The following is a 23,183-nucleotide window of genomic DNA, read 5'->3' on the forward strand; positions in this document are numbered from 1 at the left end:
CGGTGAAGGGGGCAGCATGGGGCAGTATGACCGGCTCCACTCGCTCACCGCTCACTCCCGCACAGGCCGCCGAGATGGTGGCCGATCCGTGGCGCGTGATCGCCGACAGACTCGCGGCCGCCTACAAAACCGGGTCGATGGTGCGCGGTGGTGAGTTCGTCGCCAAGATCATCGACGCCGCCGAGGAAGCGAATCACCACCCCGACATCGACTTCCGTTACGGCACGGTGCATCTCGTGCTGACGACACACAGTGCGCACCAGTTGACGGAAGCCGATGTCGCGCTGGCCAACAAGATCACCGGCATCGCCACCGACCTCGGTCTCGAACCGGCCGCCGAACCCGTCACCCAGTTCAACCTGGCCATCGACGCCCTCGACATCCCGGCCATCAGGCCCTTCTGGAAAGCCGTGCTCGGCTACGGCGAGGCCACCGAACGCGAGCCCGTCGACCTCGTCGATCCCGCCGGCCGACTACCCAGCGTCTGGTTCCAGCAGATGGACGAACCGCGCCCGCAGCGCAGCCGGATGCACGTCGACCTGTGGGTCCCCACCGACGAGTTGCACGAGAGGTTGCAGTCGGCGATCACCGCCGGCGGACAACTGCTCACCGACGAGTACGCCCCCGCGTTCTGGGTGCTCGCCGATGCCGAGGGCAACGAGGTGTGCCTGTGCACCTGGCAGGACCAGAACTACTGATCAGTCCGCGTACATCGTCTGTGTGAACGCCATCCGGTCGCCTCGGTACAGCGAACGCCGGTACTCGATCGGGGTGTTGTCCTTGTCGTAGGACAACCGGTTCAGCAAGAACATCGGCGTCCGTGCGTCGACGTGGAGCAGCGCGGCCTCGCGGGCGTCGGGCAGCGTCGTCTCGATCGTGTCCTCGGTCCGTCCGAAACGCACCCCGCGCCTGCGGAATTCGGCATACAGCGACGACGTCACCTCGAAGTCGGCTTCGAGGTCGGGATACCGGTACGCGGGCAGTCGGGTACGTTCCAGGGCCACGCGCACCTTGTCGGTGGTGAACACACGCTCGAGCTGGATGACCGGATCGCCGATGGCTATTGCCAGTCGATCCGCGAGCACCGCGTCGGCCGTCAGTCGCTTCCAGCCCACCAGGATGCGGCTGGTCTCCATGCCCCGTTCGCGGGCCGCCTCGGTATAGGAGCCGATCGACAGCGGCTGCCGGATCTTGGGTCCGGCGACCACCGTCATCCGGCCGCGGCGCTCGATCCTGCCGTCCAGCAACAACTCCCGCAACGCCTGCCGGACGGTCTCGCGTGACACCGAAAAGCTCTCGGCGAGATCGCGTTCCGCGGGGAACGGATCCCCCTCGACGAGGTCCGCCAGGAGTTCCTCCAGCTGTGACCTGACCACCTGATGCTTGAGAACGCGAGGTTGTTCCGACAGCGTCATGGGCAGAACATACCAGAAGTTGGTCTAGACCAAATGGCTACCGAGTGTTCACCTCGTGTTCGGCCAACGCACCCAAATTGGTCTATACCAAACGAGACAGTTGCCCATGCGCACAACTGATGACGCCACCACACCCGCACGCAAAGGTGCAGACACCACCACATCCACCAGCGGTGTTTCACCGGTCCAACTCGTCGTCTTCGACATGGCCGGCACCACCATCGTCGACGACGGGCTGGTCACCCAGGCTTTCGAGGTCGCCGCGACCGCGGTCGGCATCCCCGAGCACGGCGAGGAGCGCGACCGTGCCCGAATCTATGTCCTCGACACGATGGGCCAGTCCAAGATCGCCGTCTTCCGCGCTCTGCTGGGCTCCGACGACGCGGCCCGGCGAGCCAACGAGGCGTTCGAACAGGCCTACGCCGAGCTGATCGCCGACGGTGTCGACGCGATCCCGGGGGCGGTGGAGACCTTTGCCGACCTCCGATCGCGCGGCATCGCAACGGCATTCACCACCGGATTCAGCCCTGCCACGCAGCAACGGATCCTGGACTCGCTCGGATGGGCCGACGCGGTCGACCAGGTTCTCGCCCCCACCGCCGGTCTGCGCGGCCGCCCCTACCCGGACCTGGTCCTCGCGGCTGCTCTCACCGCCCAGGTCGACGACCTGGCCAACGTGGTGGTCGTCGGCGACACCGCGAGCGACATCGAGACCGCCCGACGTGCTCGTGCCGGTCTGTCAGTCGGCGTGCTCACCGGGGCGCACGACGAGCAGGCCCTTCTCGACGCGGGTGCAGACCGTGTCCTGGCGTCCGTCGCCGACCTGACCGCCCTGATCACCACCCCCTGATCCGCTCCTCACCCCGACCCCCGTGACGTCCCGAAAGGTTGACCCCCGATGACAATTCGTAAGTCCTCGCTGGCGATCACTGCCGCTCTCGCCACCACCGCCCTCGTGCTCGCCGGATGTTCCGGTGGCGAATCCGAGGCCGTCAACGACAACGGCTTCCCCGAAACCCTCACTCTCGCCGCGATCCCGGCGGAGAACTCCACCGATCTCAAAGCCAGTTACGACCCGGTCATCAAGGTGATCGAGCAGGAAACCGGTTCGAAGGTCGAGTTCGTCCAGGCCTCCGATTACGCGGGCGTCGTCGAGGGCATGATCGCCGACAACGTCGATCTCGCCTTCTTCGGCCCGTTCGCCTACGTGGTCGCCGGCCTCAACGGCGCCGAGATCACCCCGCTCGGTGCGGTGGTGTCGGAGAAGGGCGCCGAACCGGGATACCAGTCATACGGAATCGCGAAGGCGGACAACGCGTCGGTGAACGGCATCAAGGACTTCGCGGGCAAGACGGTGTGTTTCGTCGATCCCGGTTCCACCTCGGGCTTCCTGTACCCGAGCGCCGGTCTCATCGAGGCGGGCGTCATCAAGTCCGGCACCGAGACCGACCTCGCCGCGGGTGTCACGCCGATCTACGCGGGCGGGCACGACGCGTCGGCGCTGTCGGTCGCGTCCGGTGACTGCGAAGCCGGCTTCGCCTTCGACTCGATGGTCGACGAGACCCTCGTCGAGAAGGGCGATCTCCAGCAGGGACAGCTGAAGACGGTCTGGAAATCGGAGATGATCGCGGGATCAGTCTTCGCGGCAAACAATTCGCTCGGACCCGAGGCCATCGACACCCTCACCAAGGTCTTCACCGAGAAAGTCAACAAGGAGTCCATGGAAGCGGCGGGGTTCTGCTCGGGCGATGAGTGCCTGATCACCGACGAGCGCGCGTGGGGCGTCGTGCCTGCCTCCGACGACGATTACGCCGGTGTCCGGCATGTCTGTGAGGTCACCAAATCCGAGAAGTGTGCGAGCTGACGTGGCCGCGCAGCCACCGGTCGCCGGCGACGATCTCGTCGTTCATGTCGACGGACTCACCAAGAGATTCGGCAACACGCTCGCGGTCGACGGCGTGTCGCTCGATGTCCGCCGCAGCGAACTCGTCGTGCTCCTGGGCCTGTCCGGCTCCGGCAAGTCCACATTCCTCCGCTGCCTGAACGGCTTGCATCCGGCGAGCAGCGGGGTCGTCGACGTCGTGGGGCGCCGGGTGGATCTCGCCGGTCGCGCCGAGATGCGAGCACTGCGGCGCGAAGTCGGTTTCGTCTTCCAGCATTTCAACCTCGTCGGCCGGATCAGTTGCCTGGAGAACGTGCTGCTGGGCGGGCTCGGGCGGTTGCGGTGTCCTCGCTACGGTGCGCTGACGTACCCGAAGCGCATGCGGCAGGAAGCGTTGGAGCATCTCGATCGCGTGGGTCTCGCCGACCTCGCCGATCGTCGCGCCGACACCCTCTCCGGCGGACAGCAGCAGCGCGTGGCCATCGCGCGCACGCTGATGCAGAAGCCGGTGCTGCTGCTCGCCGACGAACCCGTGGCCTCCCTGGACCCGGAGAATGCCGGCGTCGTCATGGATCTGCTGTTCCAGGTGTGCGTCGAGGAGAAGCTGACCATCCTCTGCACCCTGCACCAGGTGGATCTGGCGCTCGGTTGGGCGCACCGCATCGTCGGGTTGCGGGGCGGGCAGAAGGTTCTCGACCGCTCCACGGTCGGCCTCGATCGCGACGAGGTGATGGACGTCTATCAGCGGGTCGACCCGGTGGCGGCGTCGTCGAACGCGGTACGACGCCGATGAACACCCCGTTCCTGGACCGTCCGCGGGCGGGATCGCCATCCCGGATGCGACCCGGGTGGGACCGTGCGGTCCTGCCCGGGATCGCGGTCGGCGGTCTCGTCGCCACGCTGATCTGCGCCTGGTGGATCGACTTCGCGCCTGCGACGCTGATCTACGGCATCGAGGACATCGTCGCGCTCATCGAGCGGATGCTGCCACCACGGCTCGGAGATCCCGGGCGGATCAGCGTGTTGGCGCTCGAGACACTGCTGATGGCTGTGCTGGGAACCGTTCTCGCCGCAGTCGCTTCGGTTCCGCTGGCGTTCCTGGCCGCTCGCAACACCAGCCCCCACCCTGCGGTCCAGGCCGTGGCGCGCGGCGTCATCACCTTCTGTCGTGCCATGCCCGACCTGTTGTTCGCGGTACTGTTCGTCCGCGCTCTGGGTATCGGTGTGCTGCCCGGCATCCTGGCCCTGGCGCTGCATTCGATCGGCATGCTGGGCAAGCTGTTCGCCGACGCGATCGAGCAGGTCGACGACGGGCCACGCGAAGCGGTACGCAGCACCGGCGTCGGATACGGGCGTGAGATGATCAATGCCGTCGTCCCGCAGTGCGTTCCGGCGTGGATCGGTGCGTTCGTCTATCGCATCGACATCAACCTGCGGATGTCGGTCGTCCTCGGTTTCGTCGGGGCGGGTGGCATCGGGTTCGCGCTCCAGGACGCCCTGCGCGGTCTGATCTACCCACGTGCGCTCGGGATCGTCCTGGTCATCCTCGTGATCATCACGGCAATGGAATTGCTGGCCATCGGCATACGGCGTGTGCTGCTGACACCGTCGCCGATGCGGCCGGGTCTCGAACGCGCGGTCCGTACGGGTTTCGGGCTGCTCGTGGCCGTGGCGACCGTCGCGGCAATGGTCGTACTGGAGATCACGCCCTGGGCACTGGTCGCGTGGATACCACCTGCCGTCGAGGTGTTCGGGCGCATGATCCCGCCCGATTTCACCGCTCTCGGAACAGAACTGTTCGACGCCGTGGTCCAGACGGTCGCGATCGGCGTGGTCTCGACCGCCATCGGTGTCGTGTTGTCGATCCCGGTCGGAATCCTCGCTGCTCGCAACGTCACCCCGCACCCGGGTGTGTATTGGGCGGCGCGGACCTGGATTCTCTTCGTCCGGGCGGTGCCGGAACTCATCCTCGCCGTGGTGTTCGTCGCGGCGCTGGGGTTGGGCCCGGTGGCGGGAACCTGTGCGCTGGCAATCGGTTCCGTCGGCTTCCTGGCCAAGCTCGTCGCCGACTCCGTGGAGGAAACGGATCCGGGTCCCGTCGAGGCCGCCCGCTCGGTCGGTTGTGGTTGGTGGAAAACGCTGTTCGCAGCGGTGATCCCGCAGGCCATGCCGTCCATCGTCGGATCGGGGCTGTATCTGCTCGACGTCAACATCCGCACGTCCACGGTCCTGGGGATCGTGGGGGCCGGCGGAATCGGCTTCCTGCTGTTCGAGTCGATCCGCACGCTGGACTTCGAGGTCGCCGGGGCCATCGTGCTCGTCATCTTCGTCATCGTCTTCGCCATCGAAAGGTTGTCCGGTTGGATACGCTCACGACTGGTCTGACCCGCGCCGCCGTCTGGCGCGGCGATCGGGTCGACATCATCGAAACACCGCTTCCCGCACTCGGTCCCGGTGAACTCCTGGTCCGGGTTCGGCTGGCGACGGTGTGCGGCAGCGACCTGCACACGGTGAGCGGACGCCGGGATTCGCCGTGTCCGTCCGTTCTCGGGCACGAGGCGGTGGGTGAGGTCGTCGGCATCGGCGACGGCGCGTCGGCACAGCAGGGCGACCGCGTCGTCTGGTCGGTCACGGTGTCGTGCGGTGACTGCGACCGGTGCCGGCGGGGCCTCACCGCCAAATGCCGTCGGGTCCGAAAAATCGGACACGAACCGTTCGACGGCGACTGGCCGCTGTCCGGTGGTTATGCGAGCCACATCGTGTTACCCAGAGGCACAACGGTGGTCGCTGTTCCCGACGCTCTGGGCGATGCCGTCGCCGCGCCCGCTGCATGTGCGACGGCCACGGTGATGGCCGTCGTCGAACGGGCCGGTCACCTGTCCGGTCGCCGGGTGATCGTCGGGGGAGCGGGGATGCTCGGGACGACGGCGGCGGCGGTCTGCGCCGACCGCGGCGCCGAGGTCCAGATCGCCGACCGCGACGTCGCGCGCGTCACCCAGGCGATCCGTTTCGGTGCATGTGCTGACGACGGCGAGAACGTCGACGTCGTGCTGGACTTCACCGGATCCTCGGACTTCCTCCGGGATGCGCTGTCGCGGCTGGAGATCGCCGGAACCCTCGTCCTGGCCGGTTCGGTCACCCCGGGGCCGTCCCTGAACGTCGATCCAGAGCAGGTGGTCCGGCGCTGGTGGACCCTCACCGGGGTCCACAACTACGAACCACGTCACCTGCACGAGGCGGTCGACTTCCTCGGGCGAACCGCCGATCGACACCCGTGGTCGGAGTTGGTGACCTCACCGCTTCCGCTCGAACAGATCGAGCACGCCCTGCAACCAGCGCCGGGCACCGCGCTACGCGTCGCGGTTGCGCCGTGACGCGGCAGAACATCAGTCGAAGAGGAGATCAGAACACATGCGCGTGATCATCGTCGGTGCCGGGATCATCGGAACCGCACACGCCTGGATGGCCGTCGAACGCGGGCACGAGGTGATCCACCTCGACCGCGAACTCGACGCGCGGGGCCCACCGTCCGCAACTTCGGGCTCGTCTGGGTCTCCGGACGGTCGGCTCCCGAACTGGACATCGCACTGCGCTCCCGCGTCCTGTGGGAGCAGATCGGTGCGCAGGTCCCGGAGGTCGGATTCCGGGCGAACGGTTCGATCACCCTGTTGCGCACCGAGGCCGAGGTCGCCGTCGCCGAAGAGGTCGTCGCTCGCGACGATGCGCAGCGCCGCGGGTTCACCTTGCTCCGACGGTTCGAGGTCGCGGAGAAGAACCCCGCGCTACAGGGGAATTACCTCGCCGGACTGCACTGTGCATCCGACGCCGCCGTCGAATCCCGGCAAGCGATGCCCGCCATGCGATCTCGACTCGAGAAGTCCGGACGATACACATTCGTCCCGGGAGTCGAGGTACGCGGGATCACCGGCACCTCGGTCCGTGATGACACCGGGACCGTTCATGCCGGGGACTGTGTCGTGTTGTGCCCGGGCGCAACTCACCGAGGACTGCTCCGTGAGGTGTTCGGCGAGTTGCCGGTGCGCCGGGTCCGACTGCAGATGATGCAGACGGCCCCACTCGGGCCGAGGCTCACGACGTCGATCGCCGACGGCGACAGCCTGCGGTACTACCCGGGGTTCGCGGGGCCCGCTCTCGAGGAACTGCGTCGAACCGAACCCCAACGTCCGACGGCCGCGGCGAACGGCATGCAGTTGCTCTGCGTCCAACGCCTTCACGGTGGACTGACGATCGGCGACACCCACGAGTACGTCGAACCGTTCACCTTCGACGTCGACGAGGATCCGTATGGTCACCTCGTCGAGGTGACCGAGGGCCTGCTGGGCCGTCCGCTACCCCGAATCCAGCGTCGCTGGGCCGGTGTCTACAGCCAGTGCACCGAACCCGATCGGATCGTGTGTCGGGAATCGATCGGTGACGGGGTGTGGGCGGTCACCGGCCCCGGTGGCCGCGGGATGACCCTCGGCCCGGCCATCGCCGAAGAGTCGGCGGGGCTGATGGGCTGGTGACCGGCCCGCACCGAAAGCGCCTGGAAACCACCCGTCAGCGGGCGACCGGCGGCTATATGTCGTCGGGTCGTTTGTGAAGGGCGGCTTTCAGGGGCGGTCTCGGGTGGGTGAGGCCTCGCCTAGGAGCAGTGCCCCTCGGCGCGGGCGACGTCGGCGACGGCTGCTGCGACGGCCGGGGCGACCCGGTCGTCGAGCGGACTGGGCACAATCCGGTCGGCGCGCAGGTCGTCGGCGACGACCGAGAAGATGGCCTCGGCCGCAGCGATCTTCATGCCCTCGCTGATGCGGCGTGCGCCGGCGTCCAGCGCGCCCTTGAAGACGCCGGGGAAGGCGAGCACGTTGTTGATCTGGTTCGGGAAGTCGCTGCGACCGGTCGCGACGATCGCGGCGTACTTGGCCGCGGCCTCCGGGTGGATCTCCGGGTCGGGGTTCGACAGCGCGAAGACGATCGAGTCGTCGTTCATCGAGGCGATGAGCGGTTCGGGGATCAGGCCCGCGGAGACGCCGATGAAGACGTCGGCGCCGGCGAGGGCCTCGACCGCGCCGCCGGTCAGCCCGCGCGGGTTGGTGCGGGAGGCCAGCTCGGACTTCGACTCGTTGAGTCCGTCACGTCCCTGGGACACGATGCCCTTGGAATCGAGCACGACGACATCGGAGATACCGACTGCCAGAAGGATGTTCGCGCAGGCGACGCCGGCGGCTCCGGCTCCGGAGATCACGACCTTCAGGCCGGCGAGGTCGCGGCCGAGGTGGGTCGTCGCACCCTTGAGGGCGGCGAGGACGACGATCGCGGTGCCGTGCTGGTCGTCGTGCATGACCGGACAGTCGAGCGCCTCGATGACGCGACGCTCGATCTCGAAGCAGCGCGGCGCGGAGATGTCCTCGAGGTTTACGGCCCCGAAGCTCGGGCGCAGCCGGATGAGGGTTTCGACGATCTCGTCGGGATCCTGGGTGTCGAGGACGATGGGGATCGAGTTGAGTCCGGCGAAGCTGCGGAACAGCGCGGACTTGCCCTCCATGACGGGCAGCGAGGCGCGGGGGCCGATGTCGCCGAGTCCCAGAACCGCCGAACCGTCGCTGACCACGGCCACCAGACGGTCGGTCCAGGTGTACTTGTTCACCAGGGTGGCGTCGGTGTCGATCGCGCGCGACACCTGGGCCACACCCGGGGTGTAGGCGATCGACAGGTCGCGCTGCGTGTCGATGGGTGCGCGCAGCTCCACCGAGAGCTTGCCGCCGACGTGGGCCAAGAAGATCTCTTCGTCGGTGATGGGGTGATCGGCGATTGTGGGTTCGGTGTAGGGGGTCTCACCCATACGTGTGTCCTCCGTGCTCGTCACGGGTCCTCCTGGAATGCCGCGAAATGTGCGGGTTGCATCGTCTCGCCGGCCACGCTGCCCGCGAGCTAGAAGTGATCCGCATCGACGCGAGCGAGGTGCGCTCAGCGGAGGCGGGCCGGGCGCGTGTGAGCGGGGTGACGCTCGTTACGGCCGGATTAAGTGTCTCACCGTCTGGGATCGGGACGGAAGGTGGGTCGGGCCAGGTGAGGCACACAATGATCATTGGTAAGGTACAACTTGTGTCTATGTTGCATGCGACTTCCGAATCCGCTGCTGAGCGGGTATATGCCGAGGTCAAAGAGCAAATTCTCACAAACGAGATCGCCGGCGGTGAGCTGATCAGCGAGGGTGAGATCGCCGCGAGGTGCGCGGTGAGCCGTACTCCGGTTCGGGAGGCATTCTTGCGCCTGGAGACGGAAGGCTGGATGCGTCTCTACCCGAAGCGCGGTGCGCTCGTGGTGCCGATCGGCGAGCGCGAGATCCGGGACGTCGTCGACGCGCGTCTGCTCCTCGAACGGCACGCGGTGCGGTCTGTCGTCGCGCGGCCGGCAGCGGTCATCGGACTGGCGGCCCGGCTGCGCGACAACCTGGCCGCACATCGCCGGGCCGACGCCGCCGACATCCAGGAGTTCTCGCGCATCGACGCCGAGTTCCATCAGTTGATCGCCGCAGCCGGCGACAATCCGTTGCTCTCGGCCTTCTACGTCACCTTGGGGGAGCGGCACCGTCGGATGACGACGGCCTCGGTCCACCGGGACGCGGGCGTCGCCGAGCGAATCCTCGACGACCACAGCGCGCTCCTCGGCGCCATCGAGGCGGCCGACGCCGACCGATTCGACGAGCTGCTCGCCGGGCATCTCGTCGCGGTTCACGATCTCCCCGGGCACGACCTTCCCGGGGCGCCGGCGTGAGCGCCGATCGCGCGCGCTTCGGGTGGCCGGCCGTCGCGCTCGCCGTGTTCGCCACCGCGTGGGGCGGCAACGAGTTCACCCCGCTGCTGGTGATGTACCGACAGATCACCGATCTGTCGCCGGTGGTGGTCGACGCACTGCTCTTCGCCTATGTCCTCGGCATCGTGCCCGCGCTGCTGATCGGCGGTCCGTTGTCGGACCGGCTGGGCCGCCGCCCGCTGATGCTGCCCGCCCCGCTGTTCGCGGCCGTGGGGTCGGGGCTGCTCGCTGCAGGGTCGGAGTCGGTGGCACTGCTCACTGCCGGACGGGTGTGCAGTGGCATCGCCCTGGGGCTCTCGATGGCCGTGGGCGGGAGCTGGATCAAGGAACTCTCCGACCGCGACGGCGCGCGAACGGGTGCCGGCGCGAGTCGCGCGGCCATGAGCCTCACCGCCGGGTTCGGTGTCGGCGCGGGGGTGGCCGGCGTGCTGGCGCAATGGGGGCCATGGCCGCATGTGCTCCCGTACCTGGTGAACATCGCGGTCGCGGTGATCGCCGCGAATCTCGTTGCACTGGTGCCGGAGACGCGGCCACGGCAGGCCTCGCCGGGACGGTTGCGCGACGACCTGCGCATCCCGGCCGCCGGCCACCGACGTTTCCTGTTCGTCGTGGTGCCGCTCGCGCCGTGGGTCTTCGGAGCCGCCGCCTCGGCGTACGCCGTGATCCCGGCACTGATGTCGGCGCGGACCGCGGGCGCGCCCATCGCCTTCGCGGGGCTGTGCTGTGTGCTCGGTCTCAGCGCGGGATTCGCCATCCAGTCCCTCGGCCGCCGAATCGACGTGCCGGGCAGTCCGCGGGGCGTGATCGTCGCGCTCGTCGTGCTCGTCGCCGGCATGATCCTCGCCGCGGTCGCGGCCCACGTGCTGACGATCTGGGTGTCGCTGGCCGCGGCGACGCTGCTGGGGTGCGGCTACGGCATGGCGATGATCGTCGGCCTGCTGGAGGTGCAGCGAATCGCCGGACCCGACGATCTGGCCGGGCTCACCGCCGTCTTCTACGGCGTGACCTACCTCGGCTTCGGGGTTCCGGCCGTGCTGGCCTGGATCTCGGAGAGCTGGGTCACGATCACCTACCCGATCATGTTCGGTTTCGGTGCCGTGGCCGCGGCCGGAAGCCTGATCGTCGCCCTCCTCGGACATCGACGCTGGGGTTCGGTCGACGACCCCGCACATGGTGCGGCGGTTGCGGCGACCGAGAACACCGGAGCCGTCCGGGCACGGTGACACGACGGCCCGGCGCGGCCACCCGGTAACCTGCTGGGAGTTTGGTCAGGCACACCCGGGCAGTGCGGCCGCGGGTGCGATGGGGAGTGCAGCGGGTGAGTGTGGAAAGGCGCGGGCGATGATGCTTGGTGCATGGGTCGTCGTCGTGTCCGCGCTCGTGCTGATCCTTCCCGGCGCGTTCGTCGGCCGGCGGATGAACCTCCCGTGGCCCGTGGCACTGGCCGCGGGCCCGCCCATCACGTTCGCCCTGGTCTCCATCCTGACGGTGCTGTATTCGATCGTCGGCTTCGAATGGAACCCCGTGTCGGCGCTCGTGGGCCTGGTGTTCGCGGTCGGGGCCGGCTGGATCTACTCGGCGCTGCTGGTCACCCACTGGGGTGAGCGGCTGGCGCCGGAGCCCGACACCGCCGGACCCCGTGTGGGACGGACCGCGACGGTGCGGGTCGCCGCGGGTCTCGGGCTCGGCGGACTCGTCATCGCCGTCACCTGTATCCGACCGGTCGCGACGACCGCCTTCGCCGGTCTCGGCAACATCTCGCAGGTGTGGGATTCGTTGTGGCACGCCAGCTCTCTGCGCTGGATTCACGAGACCGGCATCGGTTCGGCCATGCGCATGGGCGAGCTGATGAACTACGACACCCAGGGCTTCAACTACTACCCCAACACGTGGCATGCGCTGGGGGCGTTGCTCTTCCCGCTGACCGGCGCCGACCCGGTGGAGCTCTACAACACGTATTCGCCAGCGGTGCTGGCGGTCACCGTGCCGCTCGGCGTCGCGTCCCTGGCGTACTGGTTCGCGCGGCACCGGTACGACGTCGACTCGGCCGCCCTCATCGCGGGCACCGCGGGAGCGCTGAGTGCGCTGTTCCCGTCACTGCCGTATGTCGAGGTGCAGCTGACCTCCGTGCCCAACGCCGTGGGCGTGAGCCTGGCGCCGGTTGCTGCCGTACTCGTGATGAGCGTGGTGTCGGACCGATCGCGCGTGCTGCCGGCAGCGCTGGCCGTCGCCGGTGTGACCGCCACCCACCCGTCCGCCCTGATCGTCGTCGGCGTGATCGTCGGCCTCTGGTGGCTGTGTGAAGGTCTCTGGCGTCCGGTCGCCGGGCGTCTGCGCGATCTCGCGACCCTGGCCGTCACGGCGGTGGCGACGCTGATCCTGATCGCACCGGTGGTGCTGGGCACCATTCGGGTCGCCGACACCAACGAACTGCCGTTCTTCGATTTCCGCGAAGACACGATCGGAGTTCTCGACGGGCTGGTCAAGGGGGCGTTCAACGGGACCATCCCGCTCGAGCTCGAGCACTTCCCGGTCTGGCCGCTCATCGCGGTCACCCTGCTCGGTCTGATCGCGCTCGCCTGGTTGCGGTGCTGGGCCGGCTTGGTCGCCTGGTTCGTGTTCGCGCTGGTCACGGCCAACGCGATGGTGTCCCTCGGTCCGCTGTCATACCCGCTCGGGGTAATAGGCGGTTACTTCTACAACTCGCCGCATCGCCTCACGTTCGTCGTAGCGATCATCTCGGCCGCGGCCGCGGGTGTCGCGCTCGGCGCCCTGGCGCTCGGCGTCGCCGGGCTCGTCCGACGCCGTGTGGCATCTGATGACACCGGCGATCCGGAACCGGGCGGGGCAACGTCGGCGAAGGCGCGCTGGCTGGTGGCCGCGACGTACGTGGTGTTGCTGGCGCTGATCGCCGGTGCCGCCGTCGTCCGGTATCCGCCGAACGCGCAGATCGCGTCGAAGGAGCGGGGCGGTAAGTACGTCGGCCCCGACGACCTCGCCGCCTATGAATGGCTGGCCGCACAGCCCGACGCCCAGGACGTCCTCGTCCTGAACAACCTCGACCAGGGCACCGGCTGGTTGTACCCCGTCACCGGTGTCACGCCGATGTTCCCCTTCTACCGGGCCAACGAGTTCTCCGAGCGGCAGCGCGACCTGTTCTGGGGCGTGTCGGAGATCGGCGCCGACCCGACGATCGATCAGATCGTGCGAGACATGAACGTGCACTACGTGATCGACTCGCCGCCGAGCTACTGGGAGTTCCAGCGCGGTATGCCCGACCCGGCTCGCGGACACCAGGGAGACCCCTTCCTGGCGCTGCGGCAGCACGGCGCACCCGGATTGACCGAGGTGTTCCGTCGCGGCGACGCGGTGATCTACCGCGTGAACGACCTGGTCTACCCGCCGCCCGCCCCCTGATCGGCTGCTTCCGCCCCCGAAAGAACGACGGACCCCTCGGCCCCCCGCCCCCTGAGGTGCGAGGAGCGCAAGCGACGAGACCCCCCGCCCCCTGAGGTGCGAGGAGCGTAAGCGACGAGACCCCCCGCCCCCTGAGGTGCGAGGAGCGCAAGCGACGAGCCTCGAAGGGCCTGGTGAGGCGAGTCACCGGACCCTTCGAGGCTCGCTCCGCTCGCACCTCAGGGAGCAGGAGGCCGTCGCTCGCACCTCAGGGAGCAGGAGGCCGTCGCTCGCACCTCAGGGAGCAGGAGGACGTCGCTCGCACCTCAGGGAGCAGGAGGCCGTCATCCACCCCTCAGGGCCGGAGGAGAGACGCGGCCATTCACCCGTTCGCCCCACGAGCAGGGGCTAGCGTCGGGGCATGCGGCCCTGGATGTGTGTCTTCTGCGCCAACGAGTTCCCTCCGGGCGAGACGCCGCCCGCGATGTGCCCGATCTGCGACGACGACCGGCAATGGCTCCCCGTCAGCGGGCCGAGCTGGACCCCACTCGACGAGACCGCCGGCAACGCTCTGACCGCCGACGATGTGGAACCCGGACTCACCGCGCTGTCGGTGCGGCCGTCCGTCGGGATCGGTCAGCGCGCCCTGCTCGTCACCACCTCCGAGGGCAACATCCTCTGGGAGCCACCGGGTTTCCTCGGGCCCTCGCTGGTGGACTGGCTCGACGCCCACGGCGGCGTCGCCGCCATCGCCGCGAGCCACCCCCACCTCGTCGGCGCGAGCGTCTCCCTCAGTCACCGATTCGGTCGGGTCCCGGTGTACTACAACGACTTCGACCGGAGGTGGGTGACCCGGCCCGACCCCGTCGTGCGCTTCTGGTCCGACTCTGTCGAGGTCCTTGGCGGGGTCCGGCTCGTCCAGTGCGGCGGCCACTTCCCCGGGAGCGCGGTGTTGCATGTGCCCGACGCCGCAGGCGGCCGGGGAGCGCTGCTGACCGGCGACACCATCAAGGGCGTGATGCAACCGGGCATGGTGACCTTCATGCGCAGCTACCCGAACATGATCCCGCTGTCACCGCGACTCGTGCGCGGGATCGCCGACCGCGTCGGCGGACTCCGGTTCGACCGCCTCTACGACGCGTTCGGTGTCGTCGTGGAGAAAGGTGCACGGGAGGTGGTCGAGACATCCGCCGCGCGCTACAGCGGCTGGGTCACCGATGGCATCGTCGACCCCGACGATCCGCACGCGCCGGCCTGAGCCTCATCGGCCGGTTCAGGCGTCGGGGTACCCCGTCGGATTGCCCGACTGCCACCGCCAGGTGTCTGCGCACATGTCGTCGATGGTCTTGGTGGCATGCCAGTTCAGGTCGGCGTTCGCACGGCTCGGGTCGGCGTAGGAGGCGGCGATGTCGCCGGCGCGTCGCGGGGCCACCTCGTAGGGGATCGGCCGTCCGCTGGCCTCCTCGAAGGCGTGCACGACCTGCAAGACCGAAACGCCCTGGCCGGTACCGAGATTCCAGGTCGACATGCCGGTCTGGCCGTTGCTGATACGGTCGAGCGCCGCGACGTGCCCGGCGGCCAGGTCGTCGACATGGATGTAGTCGCGTACGCCCGTGCCGTCCGGGGTGTCGTAATCGTCGCCGAACACCGCCAGCTTCTCGCGCCGGCCGACCGCCACCTGCGCGACGAACGGCATGAGGTTGTTGGGGATGCCCGACGGGTCCTCACCGATCTGTCCGCTCGGGTGCGCACCCACGGGATTGAAGTAGCGCAGCGCCGCGATGCGCCACACCTCCGAACTCGCGGCGACGTCGCGCAGGATCTGCTCGATCATCACCTTGGTCCAGCCGTACGGACTGGTCGCCGACGTGGGCAGATCCTCGGTCATCGGCAGCTCGGGCTCGGCGCCGTAGACCGTCGCCGACGACGAGAACACCAGTGTGTGCACGTCGTGGCGCTCCATCGCGCGGAGCAGCGCGAACGTCGTGCCGAGATTGTTCTGGTAGTAGTCGAGCGGCTTCGCCACGGATTCGCCGACCGCCTTGTAACCGGCGAAATGGATCACCGCGTCGATGTCCTCGTGGGCGAAGAAGTGTTCGGTCTTGTCGACGTCGGCGAGGTCGAAGGCGTGCACCGGGATGGAACGCCCGGTCAACGCCTCGAGCCGGCCGACGACAGTCGGCTTGGCATTGCTGAAATCGTCGACGATGACCACGTCGTGTCCGGCCGAGATCAATTGGATGACGGTGTGCGAGCCTATGTAGCCCGCGCCTCCGCTCACGAGTACGCGCATGACGACCACCGTAAGCGGCGACCCTGAGAACGGGCCAGGCGTGTCGTGTCAGCCGGTGACGCGTTCGGTGGTGGCGTACTTCAGTTCGACCGCTTCTTTGGCGGGTTGCCACCAGGCGGGGTGGTCGCGGTACCAGTCGATGGTGGCGGCCAGGCCGGCGCGGAAGTCGAGGTAGGCGGGGGTCCAGCCGAGTTCGGTGCGCAGGCGGGTGGAGTCGATGGCGTAGCGGCGGTCGTGGCCGGGGCGGTCGGTGACGAAGTCGAAGGCGTCGGTGGGTTGGTCGAGCAGTTCGAGGATGGTTTCCACGACGGTGCGGTTGTCGACTTCGCCGTCGGCGCCGATGAGGTAGGTCTCGCCGATGCGGCCGCGGTCGATGATGGTCCACACGGCGTCGTTGTGGTCGTCGACGTGGATCCAGTCGCGGATGTTGCGGCCGTCGCCGTAGAGCTTGGGGCGTACCCCGGAGAGCACGTTGGTGATCTGGCGGGGGATGAACTTCTCGATGTGCTGGTAGGGGCCGTAGTTGTTGGAGCAGTTGGAGATGGTCGCGGCCACGCCGAAGGACCGCACCCAGGCGCGTACGAGCAGGTCGGAGCCGGCTTTGGTCGAGGAGTACGGGCTCGAGGGGTTGTAGGCGGTGGTCTCGGTGAAGCGGGCGGGGTCGTCGAGGTCGAGGTCGCCGTAGACCTCGTCGGTGCTGATGTGGTGGTAGCGCACCCGGTGGGCGCGGACGGCTTCGAGCAGGGTGTAGGTGCCCACGAGGTTGGTGGAGACGAAGGCCGAGGGGTCGGCCAGGGAGTTGTCGTTGTGGGATTCGGCGGCGAAGTGCACGACGAGGTCGGTCTCGGCGACGAGGCGGTCGACCAGGGCGGCGTCGGTGATGTCGCCTTCGACGAGTTCGACGCGGTCGGCGACCGGCGCGAGGGTGTCGGGGTTGGCGGCGTAGGTGAGTTTGTCCAGGACCCGGATCGAGGTGTCGGGGCGGGTGTCCAGGGTGCGCAGCACGAAGTTGGCGCCGATGAACCCGGCACCCCCGGTCACGAGAACACGCACGTGCGACGCCTTTCGTCGAGGTCGATGGTCGCAATCACTCTACCGAGCAGCCGGCGCCCCGCCTCGGGTCAGCGCGCGGCGGCTCGACTCGCATGCCGTCGCCGAGGGCGTCGGGCATTACCCTGATCGCCATGAGAGGGATCATCCTGGCCGGCGGGACGGGCACGCGGCTGCACCCCATCACGCAGGGGGTGAGCAAGCAGCTCGTCCCGGTCTATGACAAGCCGATGATCTACTACCCGCTCTCGACGCTCATGCTGGCCGGGATCCGCGACATCCTGATCATCACCACCCCGCACGACGCCCCGGCGTTCGAGAACCTGCTCGGCAACGGCGACCAGTTCGGCATCGACCTCACCTACAAGACCCAGCCCTCGCCGGACGGCCTCGCCCAGGCCTTCGTTCTCGGCGCCGATCACATCGGCACCGAGTCGGTCGCACTCGTCCTCGGCGACAACATCTTCTACGGACCCGGGCTCGGCAGCCGGTTGCAGGGTTTCGAGAACGTCGACGGCGGTGCGGTGTTCGCGTACTGGGTCGCCAACCCGGAGGCCTACGGCGTGGTCGACTTCGACGCCGACGGCACCGCGATCTCGCTGGAAGAGAAGCCGGCACAACCGAAGTCGAACTTCGCGGTTCCGGGTCTGTACTTCTACGACAACGACGTCGTCGACATCGCCCGCGATCTGAAGCCCAGCGCCCGCGGCGAGTACGAGATCACCGACGTCAACGCGCACTATCTGGAACGCGGCAAGTTGTCGGTCACCGTCCTGCCGCGGGGCACGGCCTGGCTCGACACCGGGACGTTCGACAGCCTCCTCGACGCCGGCAACTTCGTGCGCACCGTCGAGCAGCGGCAAGGTCTGAAAATCGCTGTCCCGGAGGAGATAGCGTGGCGGCAGGGCTATCTCGACGACGACGAGCTGCGGGCTCGGGCCGACAAACTGCGCAAGTCCGGTTACGGTGACTATCTGCTGGAACTCCTTGCGCGAGGCAAGGGTTTTTGACGTGAAAGGCTTCTCATGAAGGTCCGCCCACTCGCCGTCGAGGGCGCCTGGGAGTTCACCCCGGTCCAGCACGGTGATGCCCGTGGGTTGTTCGCCGAGGCGTTCAAAGCCGATGTCCTCGCCGAGGCCATCGGTCACCGCTTCGATCTCGCGCAGGTGAACCTCTCGGTCTCCGCCGCCGGTGTGCTCCGCGGTGTCCACTTCGCCGACGTCCCACCGGGGCAGGCGAAGTACGTCACCTGCCCCGGCGGCGCGATCCTCGATGTCATCGTCGACATCCGCGTCGGCTCACCCACCTTCGGCGCCTACGACACCGTCCTGCTCGACGATGTCGACCGTCGAGCGGTCTACCTCTCCGAAGGCCTCGGACACGCGTTCTGCTCACTCGCCGACAACTCGACCGTGACCTACCTCTGCTCCACCGGATACAACCCGACCGGCGAACACGGCATCAACCCGCTCGACCCCGAACTCGACATCGAGTGGCCGACGCAGGCGCGCGACGGTTCACCGCTGGAGTTCGAACTGTCCCCGAAGGACACCGCCGCGCCGGGTCTCTCGGAGGCCCGTGAGTCGGGTCTGCTCCCGCGTTACGACGAGGTGGCCGACCACCTCCGCTCGCGACGCGACTGAGGCATCCACACGCCGAAACGTGTACGGCTGAGCCGTACACGTGACGGGGTCGGTGGCACTCAGCCGGTCGTCGACCGCCGGAACGCGGTGACGGCCCAGACGTAGCCGACGACCAGGAACAGCAGGCACCACCCCAGCGCCCACGGCCAGCGATCGCTGATGTCGAGACCCATGAGGAGTCCGCGCAGTGTGTCGGCGATGGGGCTGAACGGCTGGTATTCGGCGAACTGACGGACTCCGTTCGGCATGCTGTCCGTCGGGACCAGCCCACTGCCCAGGTAGGGCAGGAAGAGCAGCGGCAGTGGCATGTTGCTGGCGCTCTCCGGATTCGGCGCCACCACCCCCATCGCGACCGCGATCCACACGAGTCCCGCCGTCAGCAGCAGGAGCAGACCGCCGGCGGCGAACCAGTCGAGAAGGCTTGCGTCGGCACGGAAGCCCAGCGCGAAGGCGACGGCGAGCAGGAAGACGACTGCGACGATGCCCTGGATGAGCGCACCGACGAAGTGCCCCGCCAGGATCGCCGTCGGCGGTGTGGCCAGCGATCGCAACCGGTTGATGATCCCCTCGGTGACGTCCTGGTTGACCGAGACGGCCACCGCCACCGTCAGGAACGACGGCACGAAGAGCAGGAGGCCGGGCAGCAGATAGTTGATGTATTTTCCGTCGAGCGGTCCGTCTGCGGCGAGCGCGCTCTCGATGGCGCCGCCGAAGAAGTAGGTCATCATCAGCAGGATCACAACCGGCATGGCGATCGTCGAGAACATCATGGTGGGGTAGCGCCGCAACCGGATCAGGTTGCGGCGCAACATCACCGCGGAGTCGGACAAGGTGTGGTCGAGGGTGGTGGTCATGACTTCTCCTAGTTGGCGGTGGCGGTGGCGGTGGCGGTGGCGGTCGCGGCGGTGCGGCCGGTGATGGTGAGGAACACGTCGTCGAGATCCGGTGTGTGAACGGAGATCCCGGCGGCGTCGATGCGAGCCTGGTCGAGAGTGGCCAGGACGTCCCGGACGGCGCCGATGCCGGCCCCACCGGGTACCGCGAGGGTGTTCTCACCCGGCGTGTCGATCGCCGACGGGAACTGCGCCCGTGCCCGCTCGAGGTCGTCGGCGTCGGTGAAGTCGATCCGGATGTACCCGCCCGGGACGAGTCGCTTCAGTTCCGCCGCCGTGCCCTCGGCCACGATTCGGCCTCGGTCGAGCACGGCGATCCGGTCGGCGAGATGGTCTGCCTCCTCGAGGTACTGCGTGGTGAGGAAGATGGTGGTGCCACCGGCGACGAGGCCGCGGACGGTGTCCCAGACCGCCCGGCGGGACCGTGGATCGAGGCCGGTCGTCGGCTCGTCGAGAAAGATGATCGACGGTTCGCCCACCAGTGTCATGGCCAGGTCGAGGCGTCTGGTCATGCCGCCGGAGTAGTCGGCGACCCGGCGGTCCGCGGCCTCGGTGAGGTCGAAGTCGTCGAGTAACCGGTCGACGCGTTCGCGGGTTGCGGTCTTCGAGAGGTGTCGCAACCGGGCGACCATGGTGAGGTTCTCGCGTCCGGTCAGCAACGTGTCGACCGCGGCGAACTGCCCGGTCAGGCCGATCTGTGCGCAGATCTCCGCGCGGTCGGTACGCGGATCGAGGCCGGCGATCTCCACGTCCCCGGCGTCCTGCTGCGACAACGTGGACAGGATCTTGACCGTGGTCGTCTTTCCCGAACCGTTGGGGCCGAGAAGTGCGAACACGCTGCCGGCGGGTACCCGGAGATCGATGCCGTCGAGGACGGTGTGGTCGCCGAAGGACTTGGTGAGTCCCACCGCGCTGATGGCCGTTGGTGTCATGGTCGAGGCTCCTTGTATCGGTGGTGGTGACTGCGGAACAGATAAAAACATGCGCATATATGCATGTTTTGGTAGACGAACGTCCCTGGTGGACGTCGCCGGAGGTTCTCGGTTGTTCTGGAAAGGGCTCTAGAAGGGCTGTCGGGAGGGGGTCACACGTCCAGGTCTTCGACCTCGGGTCGTAGGGCTGCCGCGGTGCGTGCGTAGAAACGTTCGGGCACAAGTGGTTTGAGTTGCTCGGCGGTGTCGACGATGTCGACGCGGTAGTCTCCCCAGTCGGGCAGGTCGGCGGTGAACAGACTGCGGACGCTGGGCAGTCCGGTCAGGTCCTTCAGCCAGTTACCGGTCTTCTGTCGATGTGTCACCCCGTAATTCGCCCAGTCGACGTGGTGGACCGCGAGGACGATCTTTCCGGTCCGGCCCTCGTAGGAGCTCAATTTGGTTGCGTTGCCGGTGATCTCGTCGTACTCGGTCTCCTCGGCGAGGAGTCTGCCGAAGAACCGTTTGCGGCGGACGCCGTCGGGGCCGTCCCGGAGAACCACTTCCTCGTACCCGGCGTCGCGGTAGTCCGCTGCTCGTACGTAGGCGCGCAATGCCTCCACGACCGCGCCGGAGAGATTGCCTCCCGACACCTGCTGGGCACGCTCGAGGACCTTGATGTCCTCGTCGGAGACGTAGATGGTCTTGTTCGGCATGCGCTAACTATAAGTAGATGTATACGTAGACGCAAGGGTGGTCTCGAAATATGTACGACCGGTGGTGCAGCGGCCGAGCGGATGGCGGTCGGAGGCTAGTCGCCCGTTCCGCCGCGGTTCTCGCGCTCGGCGTCCTGCAGCGCGATTGCGCGGGCCAGCCGTGCGTACTTGACCTCGAGGTCGCGGAATCGTAGGTAGGTCGACACCGTCGTGAACGCGAATGCGATGACCAACAGGAACAGCACCAGGTCGAGGCCGCGCTGGATGCCGATCTTGTTGGCGACCCACGTGACATCGTCCTGACGCAGCATCGCGTAGACGCCGAAGCCGATGAACGCGACGAACAGCAGCTTCACACCCGCCGACGCGCGGGCGGTGCCGCGGTTCACGACAAAGAAGCCGACGAGCGCGATCAGGCCGAGGATCGCGAGGACCTGGAACCAGATCATCGTGACATCACTTCCTCATCCGCGTGTGGAACAGGCCGTCGGCGACGATGTTGACCCCGTTGATCAGCGACTGCCCCTTCGCCCGCGAATAGTCGGTGTAGAGGATCGTGACCGGTTGCTCGGCCACCCGCCACCGGTGATGATCGATGAGCGCGATGAACTCCGATGCGTGGCTCATCCCGCTCATCAAGAGATCGAGCTGATCGGCCACGGTCTTGTTGAAGGCCCGAAGTCCGTTGTGCGCGTCGGACAGTCCGAGGCGGCGTGTGCGCGGACTCAGGAACACGATGGTGCGCAACGCCATTCGACGAAGCAGCGGAACCGACTCACTACGACCGTCGGCGAACCGCGTGCCCACGATGATGTCGACGGGCTCGCGTCGCAGCCGCTCGATCATCGCCGACACGTCGTCGACCTGATGCTGCCCATCGGCATCGAAGGTCACGAAGAACCGGGCCCCCGGCCGGCGACGCGCGTACTCGACGCCGGTCTGGATGGCGGCGCCCTGGCCGAGGTTCACGGGGTGCCGCACCAGGTGTACGCCCGCGGCGCGGATCTCGTCGGCCGAATTGTCCGAGCTGCCGTCGTCGACGCAGACGACGTTGGGGAACGTCTCGCGGGCCTTGGTCGCCACCTCGCGGATCACCTGGCCCTCGTTGAAAACGGGTACCACCAGCCACACGTCGGCGTTGGTGGTGGGGTCGGCCATGGTCAACAACCCTAACCCGCATGCGCGTGGCGCCTGTCGTCCGGCACGCCTCGTGCGCGGCGGGGGCTTCGGACCCGGTTAGTCTTGTCCGGTGACGATCGACGTGATGATGCCGTTCTACGGCGACGTCGCCCAGTTCCAGCAGGCCGTGACCAGTGTTCTCGAGCAGGACGACCCGGAGTTGCGCCTGGTGGTCGTCGACGATTGTCATCCTGATCCGACGCCGCGACGGTGGCTGGATTCGCTCGGGGATGCCCGGGTCCACTACCTGCGCAATGAGACCAACCTCGGCGTGAACGGGAACTTCCGGCGGTGCGTCGACCTGGTGACCGCCGACTGGTTCGTCGTCATGGGCTGCGACGACCTCATGCACCGGGACTACCTGTCCACCGTCCGAAGGCTGGCCCGTCACCACCCCGACGCCGCGGTCATCGCGCCCGGCGTCGACGTCATCGATGAGAACGGGCAGCCCGTCACACCTCTGGGCGATCGGATCAAGTCGGTTCTCGCGCCACCGCGGGCGACCGTTCTGGCAGGGGAACGGCTCGCGACGACGCTGTACCACGGCAACTGGACCTATTTCCCGTCCCTGCTGTGGCGGACCGCCGCGGTACGAGAGGTCGGGTTCCGTCCGGGGCTCGAGATCGTCCTCGACCTTGCGCTGCTCGTGGACCTGGCCGGCGCCGGCGGATCGCTCGTCTACGACCCCGAGGTGGTCTTCTCCTACCGCAGGCACAGCGCCTCGGTGAGTTCGGTGCAGGCCGTTGACGGCCGGCGGTTCGCCGAGGAGAACCGGTTCTTCGCCGAGGAAGCCGAGCGCTGCGCCGCGCGTGGCTGGCCGAAGGCGGCGCGCGCCGCGCGATGGCACGCGACTTCGCGGCTCAACCATCTCTCGGCCCGCGTGGGCGCGGGCATCGGCCGGCTGCGGGGTTCGTCCGGGAGCTAGTTGTGGGAGCTGCGGGGACCCTTCGTGACGCGCCCTCCGCAAGCTCCGGGCGCTCCTCAGGGAG

The 23,183-nt window shown here is 67.8% G+C and carries 22 protein-coding genes and 1 pseudogene; 14 read left to right on the plus strand and 9 right to left on the minus strand.

Translation table 11 applies throughout. From position 1 onward, the window contains the following. Window positions 1-26 precede the first annotated feature (26 nt). Window positions 27-698, plus strand: a complete 672-nt coding sequence (locus tag KTR9_RS03115; protein WP_014925169.1) for a VOC family protein — start codon at window positions 27-29, stop codon at window positions 696-698. On the opposite strand, the gene KTR9_RS03120 is transcribed toward KTR9_RS03115, so the two are convergent. Next, window positions 699-1,415: a GntR family transcriptional regulator gene (locus tag KTR9_RS03120; RefSeq protein ID WP_044505748.1), complete on the minus strand. Its 717-nt coding sequence runs from the start codon at window positions 1,413-1,415 to the stop codon at window positions 699-701. A 106-nt stretch (window positions 1,416-1,521) separates the two neighbouring features. Between KTR9_RS03120 and KTR9_RS03125 the strand changes: the two genes are divergently transcribed. The 6 genes and pseudogenes from KTR9_RS03125 to KTR9_RS03150 all read left to right on the plus strand — a co-directional run bounded on the left by KTR9_RS03125 (window position 1,522) and on the right by KTR9_RS03150 (window position 7,823). After that, window positions 1,522-2,265, plus strand: a complete 744-nt coding sequence (locus KTR9_RS03125) for a phosphonatase-like hydrolase (protein ID WP_044505750.1) — start codon at window positions 1,522-1,524, stop codon at window positions 2,263-2,265. Window positions 2,266-2,313: 48 nt separating this feature from the next. Further along, entirely contained in the window at window positions 2,314-3,279 is a 966-nt protein-coding gene (locus KTR9_RS03130; RefSeq protein WP_014925172.1) for a phosphate/phosphite/phosphonate ABC transporter substrate-binding protein, read from the plus strand. Then, window positions 3,239-4,090 (plus strand): phosphonate ABC transporter ATP-binding protein, encoded by an 852-nt coding sequence (locus KTR9_RS03135; RefSeq protein ID WP_044507560.1) that lies wholly within the window; start codon window positions 3,239-3,241, stop codon window positions 4,088-4,090. The genes KTR9_RS03130 and KTR9_RS03135 overlap by 41 nt, the downstream gene beginning before the upstream one ends. Further along, window positions 4,087-5,682 (plus strand): phosphonate ABC transporter, permease protein PhnE, encoded by a 1,596-nt coding sequence (gene phnE, locus KTR9_RS03140; protein WP_148281141.1) that lies wholly within the window; start codon window positions 4,087-4,089, stop codon window positions 5,680-5,682. Before KTR9_RS03135 ends, phnE begins: the two co-directional genes overlap by 4 nt. Further along, a complete protein-coding gene (locus KTR9_RS03145) occupies window positions 5,658-6,671 on the plus strand; it encodes a zinc-binding dehydrogenase (RefSeq protein WP_014925175.1) in 1,014 nt (337 codons plus the stop codon). Before phnE ends, KTR9_RS03145 begins: the two co-directional genes overlap by 25 nt. Before the next feature lie 37 nt (window positions 6,672-6,708). After that, window positions 6,709-7,823 (plus strand): annotated as a pseudogene (locus tag KTR9_RS03150) (TIGR03364 family FAD-dependent oxidoreductase). Between the two features lie 119 nt (window positions 7,824-7,942). Here KTR9_RS03150 and KTR9_RS03155 read toward each other — a convergent pair. Next, window positions 7,943-9,139: an NAD(P)-dependent malic enzyme gene (locus KTR9_RS03155; RefSeq protein ID WP_014925177.1), complete on the minus strand. Its 1,197-nt coding sequence runs from the start codon at window positions 9,137-9,139 to the stop codon at window positions 7,943-7,945. Between the two features lie 269 nt (window positions 9,140-9,408). Here KTR9_RS03155 and KTR9_RS03160 point away from each other — a divergent pair, with 269 nt between their 5' ends. From KTR9_RS03160 to KTR9_RS03175, 4 genes are all read left to right on the plus strand, one after another. Continuing rightward, window positions 9,409-10,074, plus strand: a complete 666-nt coding sequence (locus KTR9_RS03160) for a GntR family transcriptional regulator (RefSeq protein WP_014925178.1) — start codon at window positions 9,409-9,411, stop codon at window positions 10,072-10,074. Continuing rightward, window positions 10,071-11,336, plus strand: coding sequence for an MFS transporter (locus KTR9_RS03165; RefSeq protein ID WP_014925179.1), 1,266 nt, complete (start codon window positions 10,071-10,073; stop codon window positions 11,334-11,336). Before KTR9_RS03160 ends, KTR9_RS03165 begins: the two co-directional genes overlap by 4 nt. Before the next feature lie 118 nt (window positions 11,337-11,454). Further along, window positions 11,455-13,530, plus strand: a complete 2,076-nt coding sequence (locus tag KTR9_RS03170) for a DUF6541 family protein (protein WP_014925180.1) — start codon at window positions 11,455-11,457, stop codon at window positions 13,528-13,530. Window positions 13,531-13,930: 400 nt separating this feature from the next. Continuing rightward, complete coding sequence (locus KTR9_RS03175) at window positions 13,931-14,767, plus strand: MBL fold metallo-hydrolase (protein ID WP_014925181.1); 837 nt, start codon at window positions 13,931-13,933, stop codon at window positions 14,765-14,767. Window positions 14,768-14,782: 15 nt separating this feature from the next. On the opposite strand, the gene galE is transcribed toward KTR9_RS03175, so the two are convergent. Then, window positions 14,783-15,802 carry a UDP-glucose 4-epimerase GalE gene (gene galE / locus KTR9_RS03180; protein WP_014925182.1) on the minus strand — a complete coding sequence of 340 codons (1,020 nt, stop codon included), beginning with the start codon at window positions 15,800-15,802 and terminating at the stop codon, window positions 14,783-14,785. A 48-nt stretch (window positions 15,803-15,850) separates the two neighbouring features. Next, the gene (gene rfbB, locus KTR9_RS03185; protein ID WP_014925183.1) at window positions 15,851-16,855 is read right to left on the minus strand and encodes a dTDP-glucose 4,6-dehydratase; all 1,005 of its coding nucleotides are present in this window, start codon (window positions 16,853-16,855) and stop codon (window positions 15,851-15,853) included. 131 nt (window positions 16,856-16,986) lie between these two features. Here rfbB and rfbA point away from each other — a divergent pair, with 131 nt between their 5' ends. Both rfbA and KTR9_RS03195 read left to right on the plus strand, forming a co-directional pair. Further along, window positions 16,987-17,862 (plus strand): glucose-1-phosphate thymidylyltransferase RfbA, encoded by an 876-nt coding sequence (rfbA, locus tag KTR9_RS03190; protein WP_014925184.1) that lies wholly within the window; start codon window positions 16,987-16,989, stop codon window positions 17,860-17,862. A 15-nt stretch (window positions 17,863-17,877) separates the two neighbouring features. Continuing rightward, the gene (locus KTR9_RS03195; protein ID WP_014925185.1) at window positions 17,878-18,495 is read left to right on the plus strand and encodes a dTDP-4-dehydrorhamnose 3,5-epimerase family protein; all 618 of its coding nucleotides are present in this window, start codon (window positions 17,878-17,880) and stop codon (window positions 18,493-18,495) included. A 59-nt stretch (window positions 18,496-18,554) separates the two neighbouring features. On the opposite strand, the gene KTR9_RS03200 is transcribed toward KTR9_RS03195, so the two are convergent. The 5 genes from KTR9_RS03200 to KTR9_RS03220 form a co-directional block, all read right to left on the minus strand. Continuing rightward, window positions 18,555-19,349 carry an ABC transporter permease gene (locus tag KTR9_RS03200; RefSeq protein ID WP_014925186.1) on the minus strand — a complete coding sequence of 265 codons (795 nt, stop codon included), beginning with the start codon at window positions 19,347-19,349 and terminating at the stop codon, window positions 18,555-18,557. A gap of 8 nt (window positions 19,350-19,357) precedes the next feature. Next, entirely contained in the window at window positions 19,358-20,320 is a 963-nt protein-coding gene (locus tag KTR9_RS03205; RefSeq protein WP_044505753.1) for an ABC transporter ATP-binding protein, read from the minus strand. Window positions 20,321-20,472: 152 nt separating this feature from the next. Further along, window positions 20,473-21,015, minus strand: a complete 543-nt coding sequence (locus KTR9_RS03210) for an EXLDI protein (protein ID WP_010844815.1) — start codon at window positions 21,013-21,015, stop codon at window positions 20,473-20,475. A 95-nt stretch (window positions 21,016-21,110) separates the two neighbouring features. Beyond that, window positions 21,111-21,464 carry a DUF2304 domain-containing protein gene (locus KTR9_RS03215; protein ID WP_010844816.1) on the minus strand — a complete coding sequence of 118 codons (354 nt, stop codon included), beginning with the start codon at window positions 21,462-21,464 and terminating at the stop codon, window positions 21,111-21,113. 7 nt (window positions 21,465-21,471) lie between these two features. After that, on the minus strand, window positions 21,472-22,173 hold the full coding sequence (locus KTR9_RS03220) for a glycosyltransferase family 2 protein (protein ID WP_044505755.1): 702 nt from the start codon (window positions 22,171-22,173) through the stop codon (window positions 21,472-21,474). A gap of 91 nt (window positions 22,174-22,264) precedes the next feature. Here KTR9_RS03220 and KTR9_RS03225 point away from each other — a divergent pair, with 91 nt between their 5' ends. Beyond that, entirely contained in the window at window positions 22,265-23,119 is an 855-nt protein-coding gene (locus tag KTR9_RS03225) for a glycosyltransferase family 2 protein (RefSeq protein ID WP_014925189.1), read from the plus strand. Window positions 23,120-23,183 lie beyond the last annotated feature (64 nt).

The sequence above is a fragment of the Gordonia sp. KTR9 genome, assembly GCF_000143885.2.
Lineage (GTDB): Bacteria > Actinomycetota > Actinomycetes > Mycobacteriales > Mycobacteriaceae > Gordonia.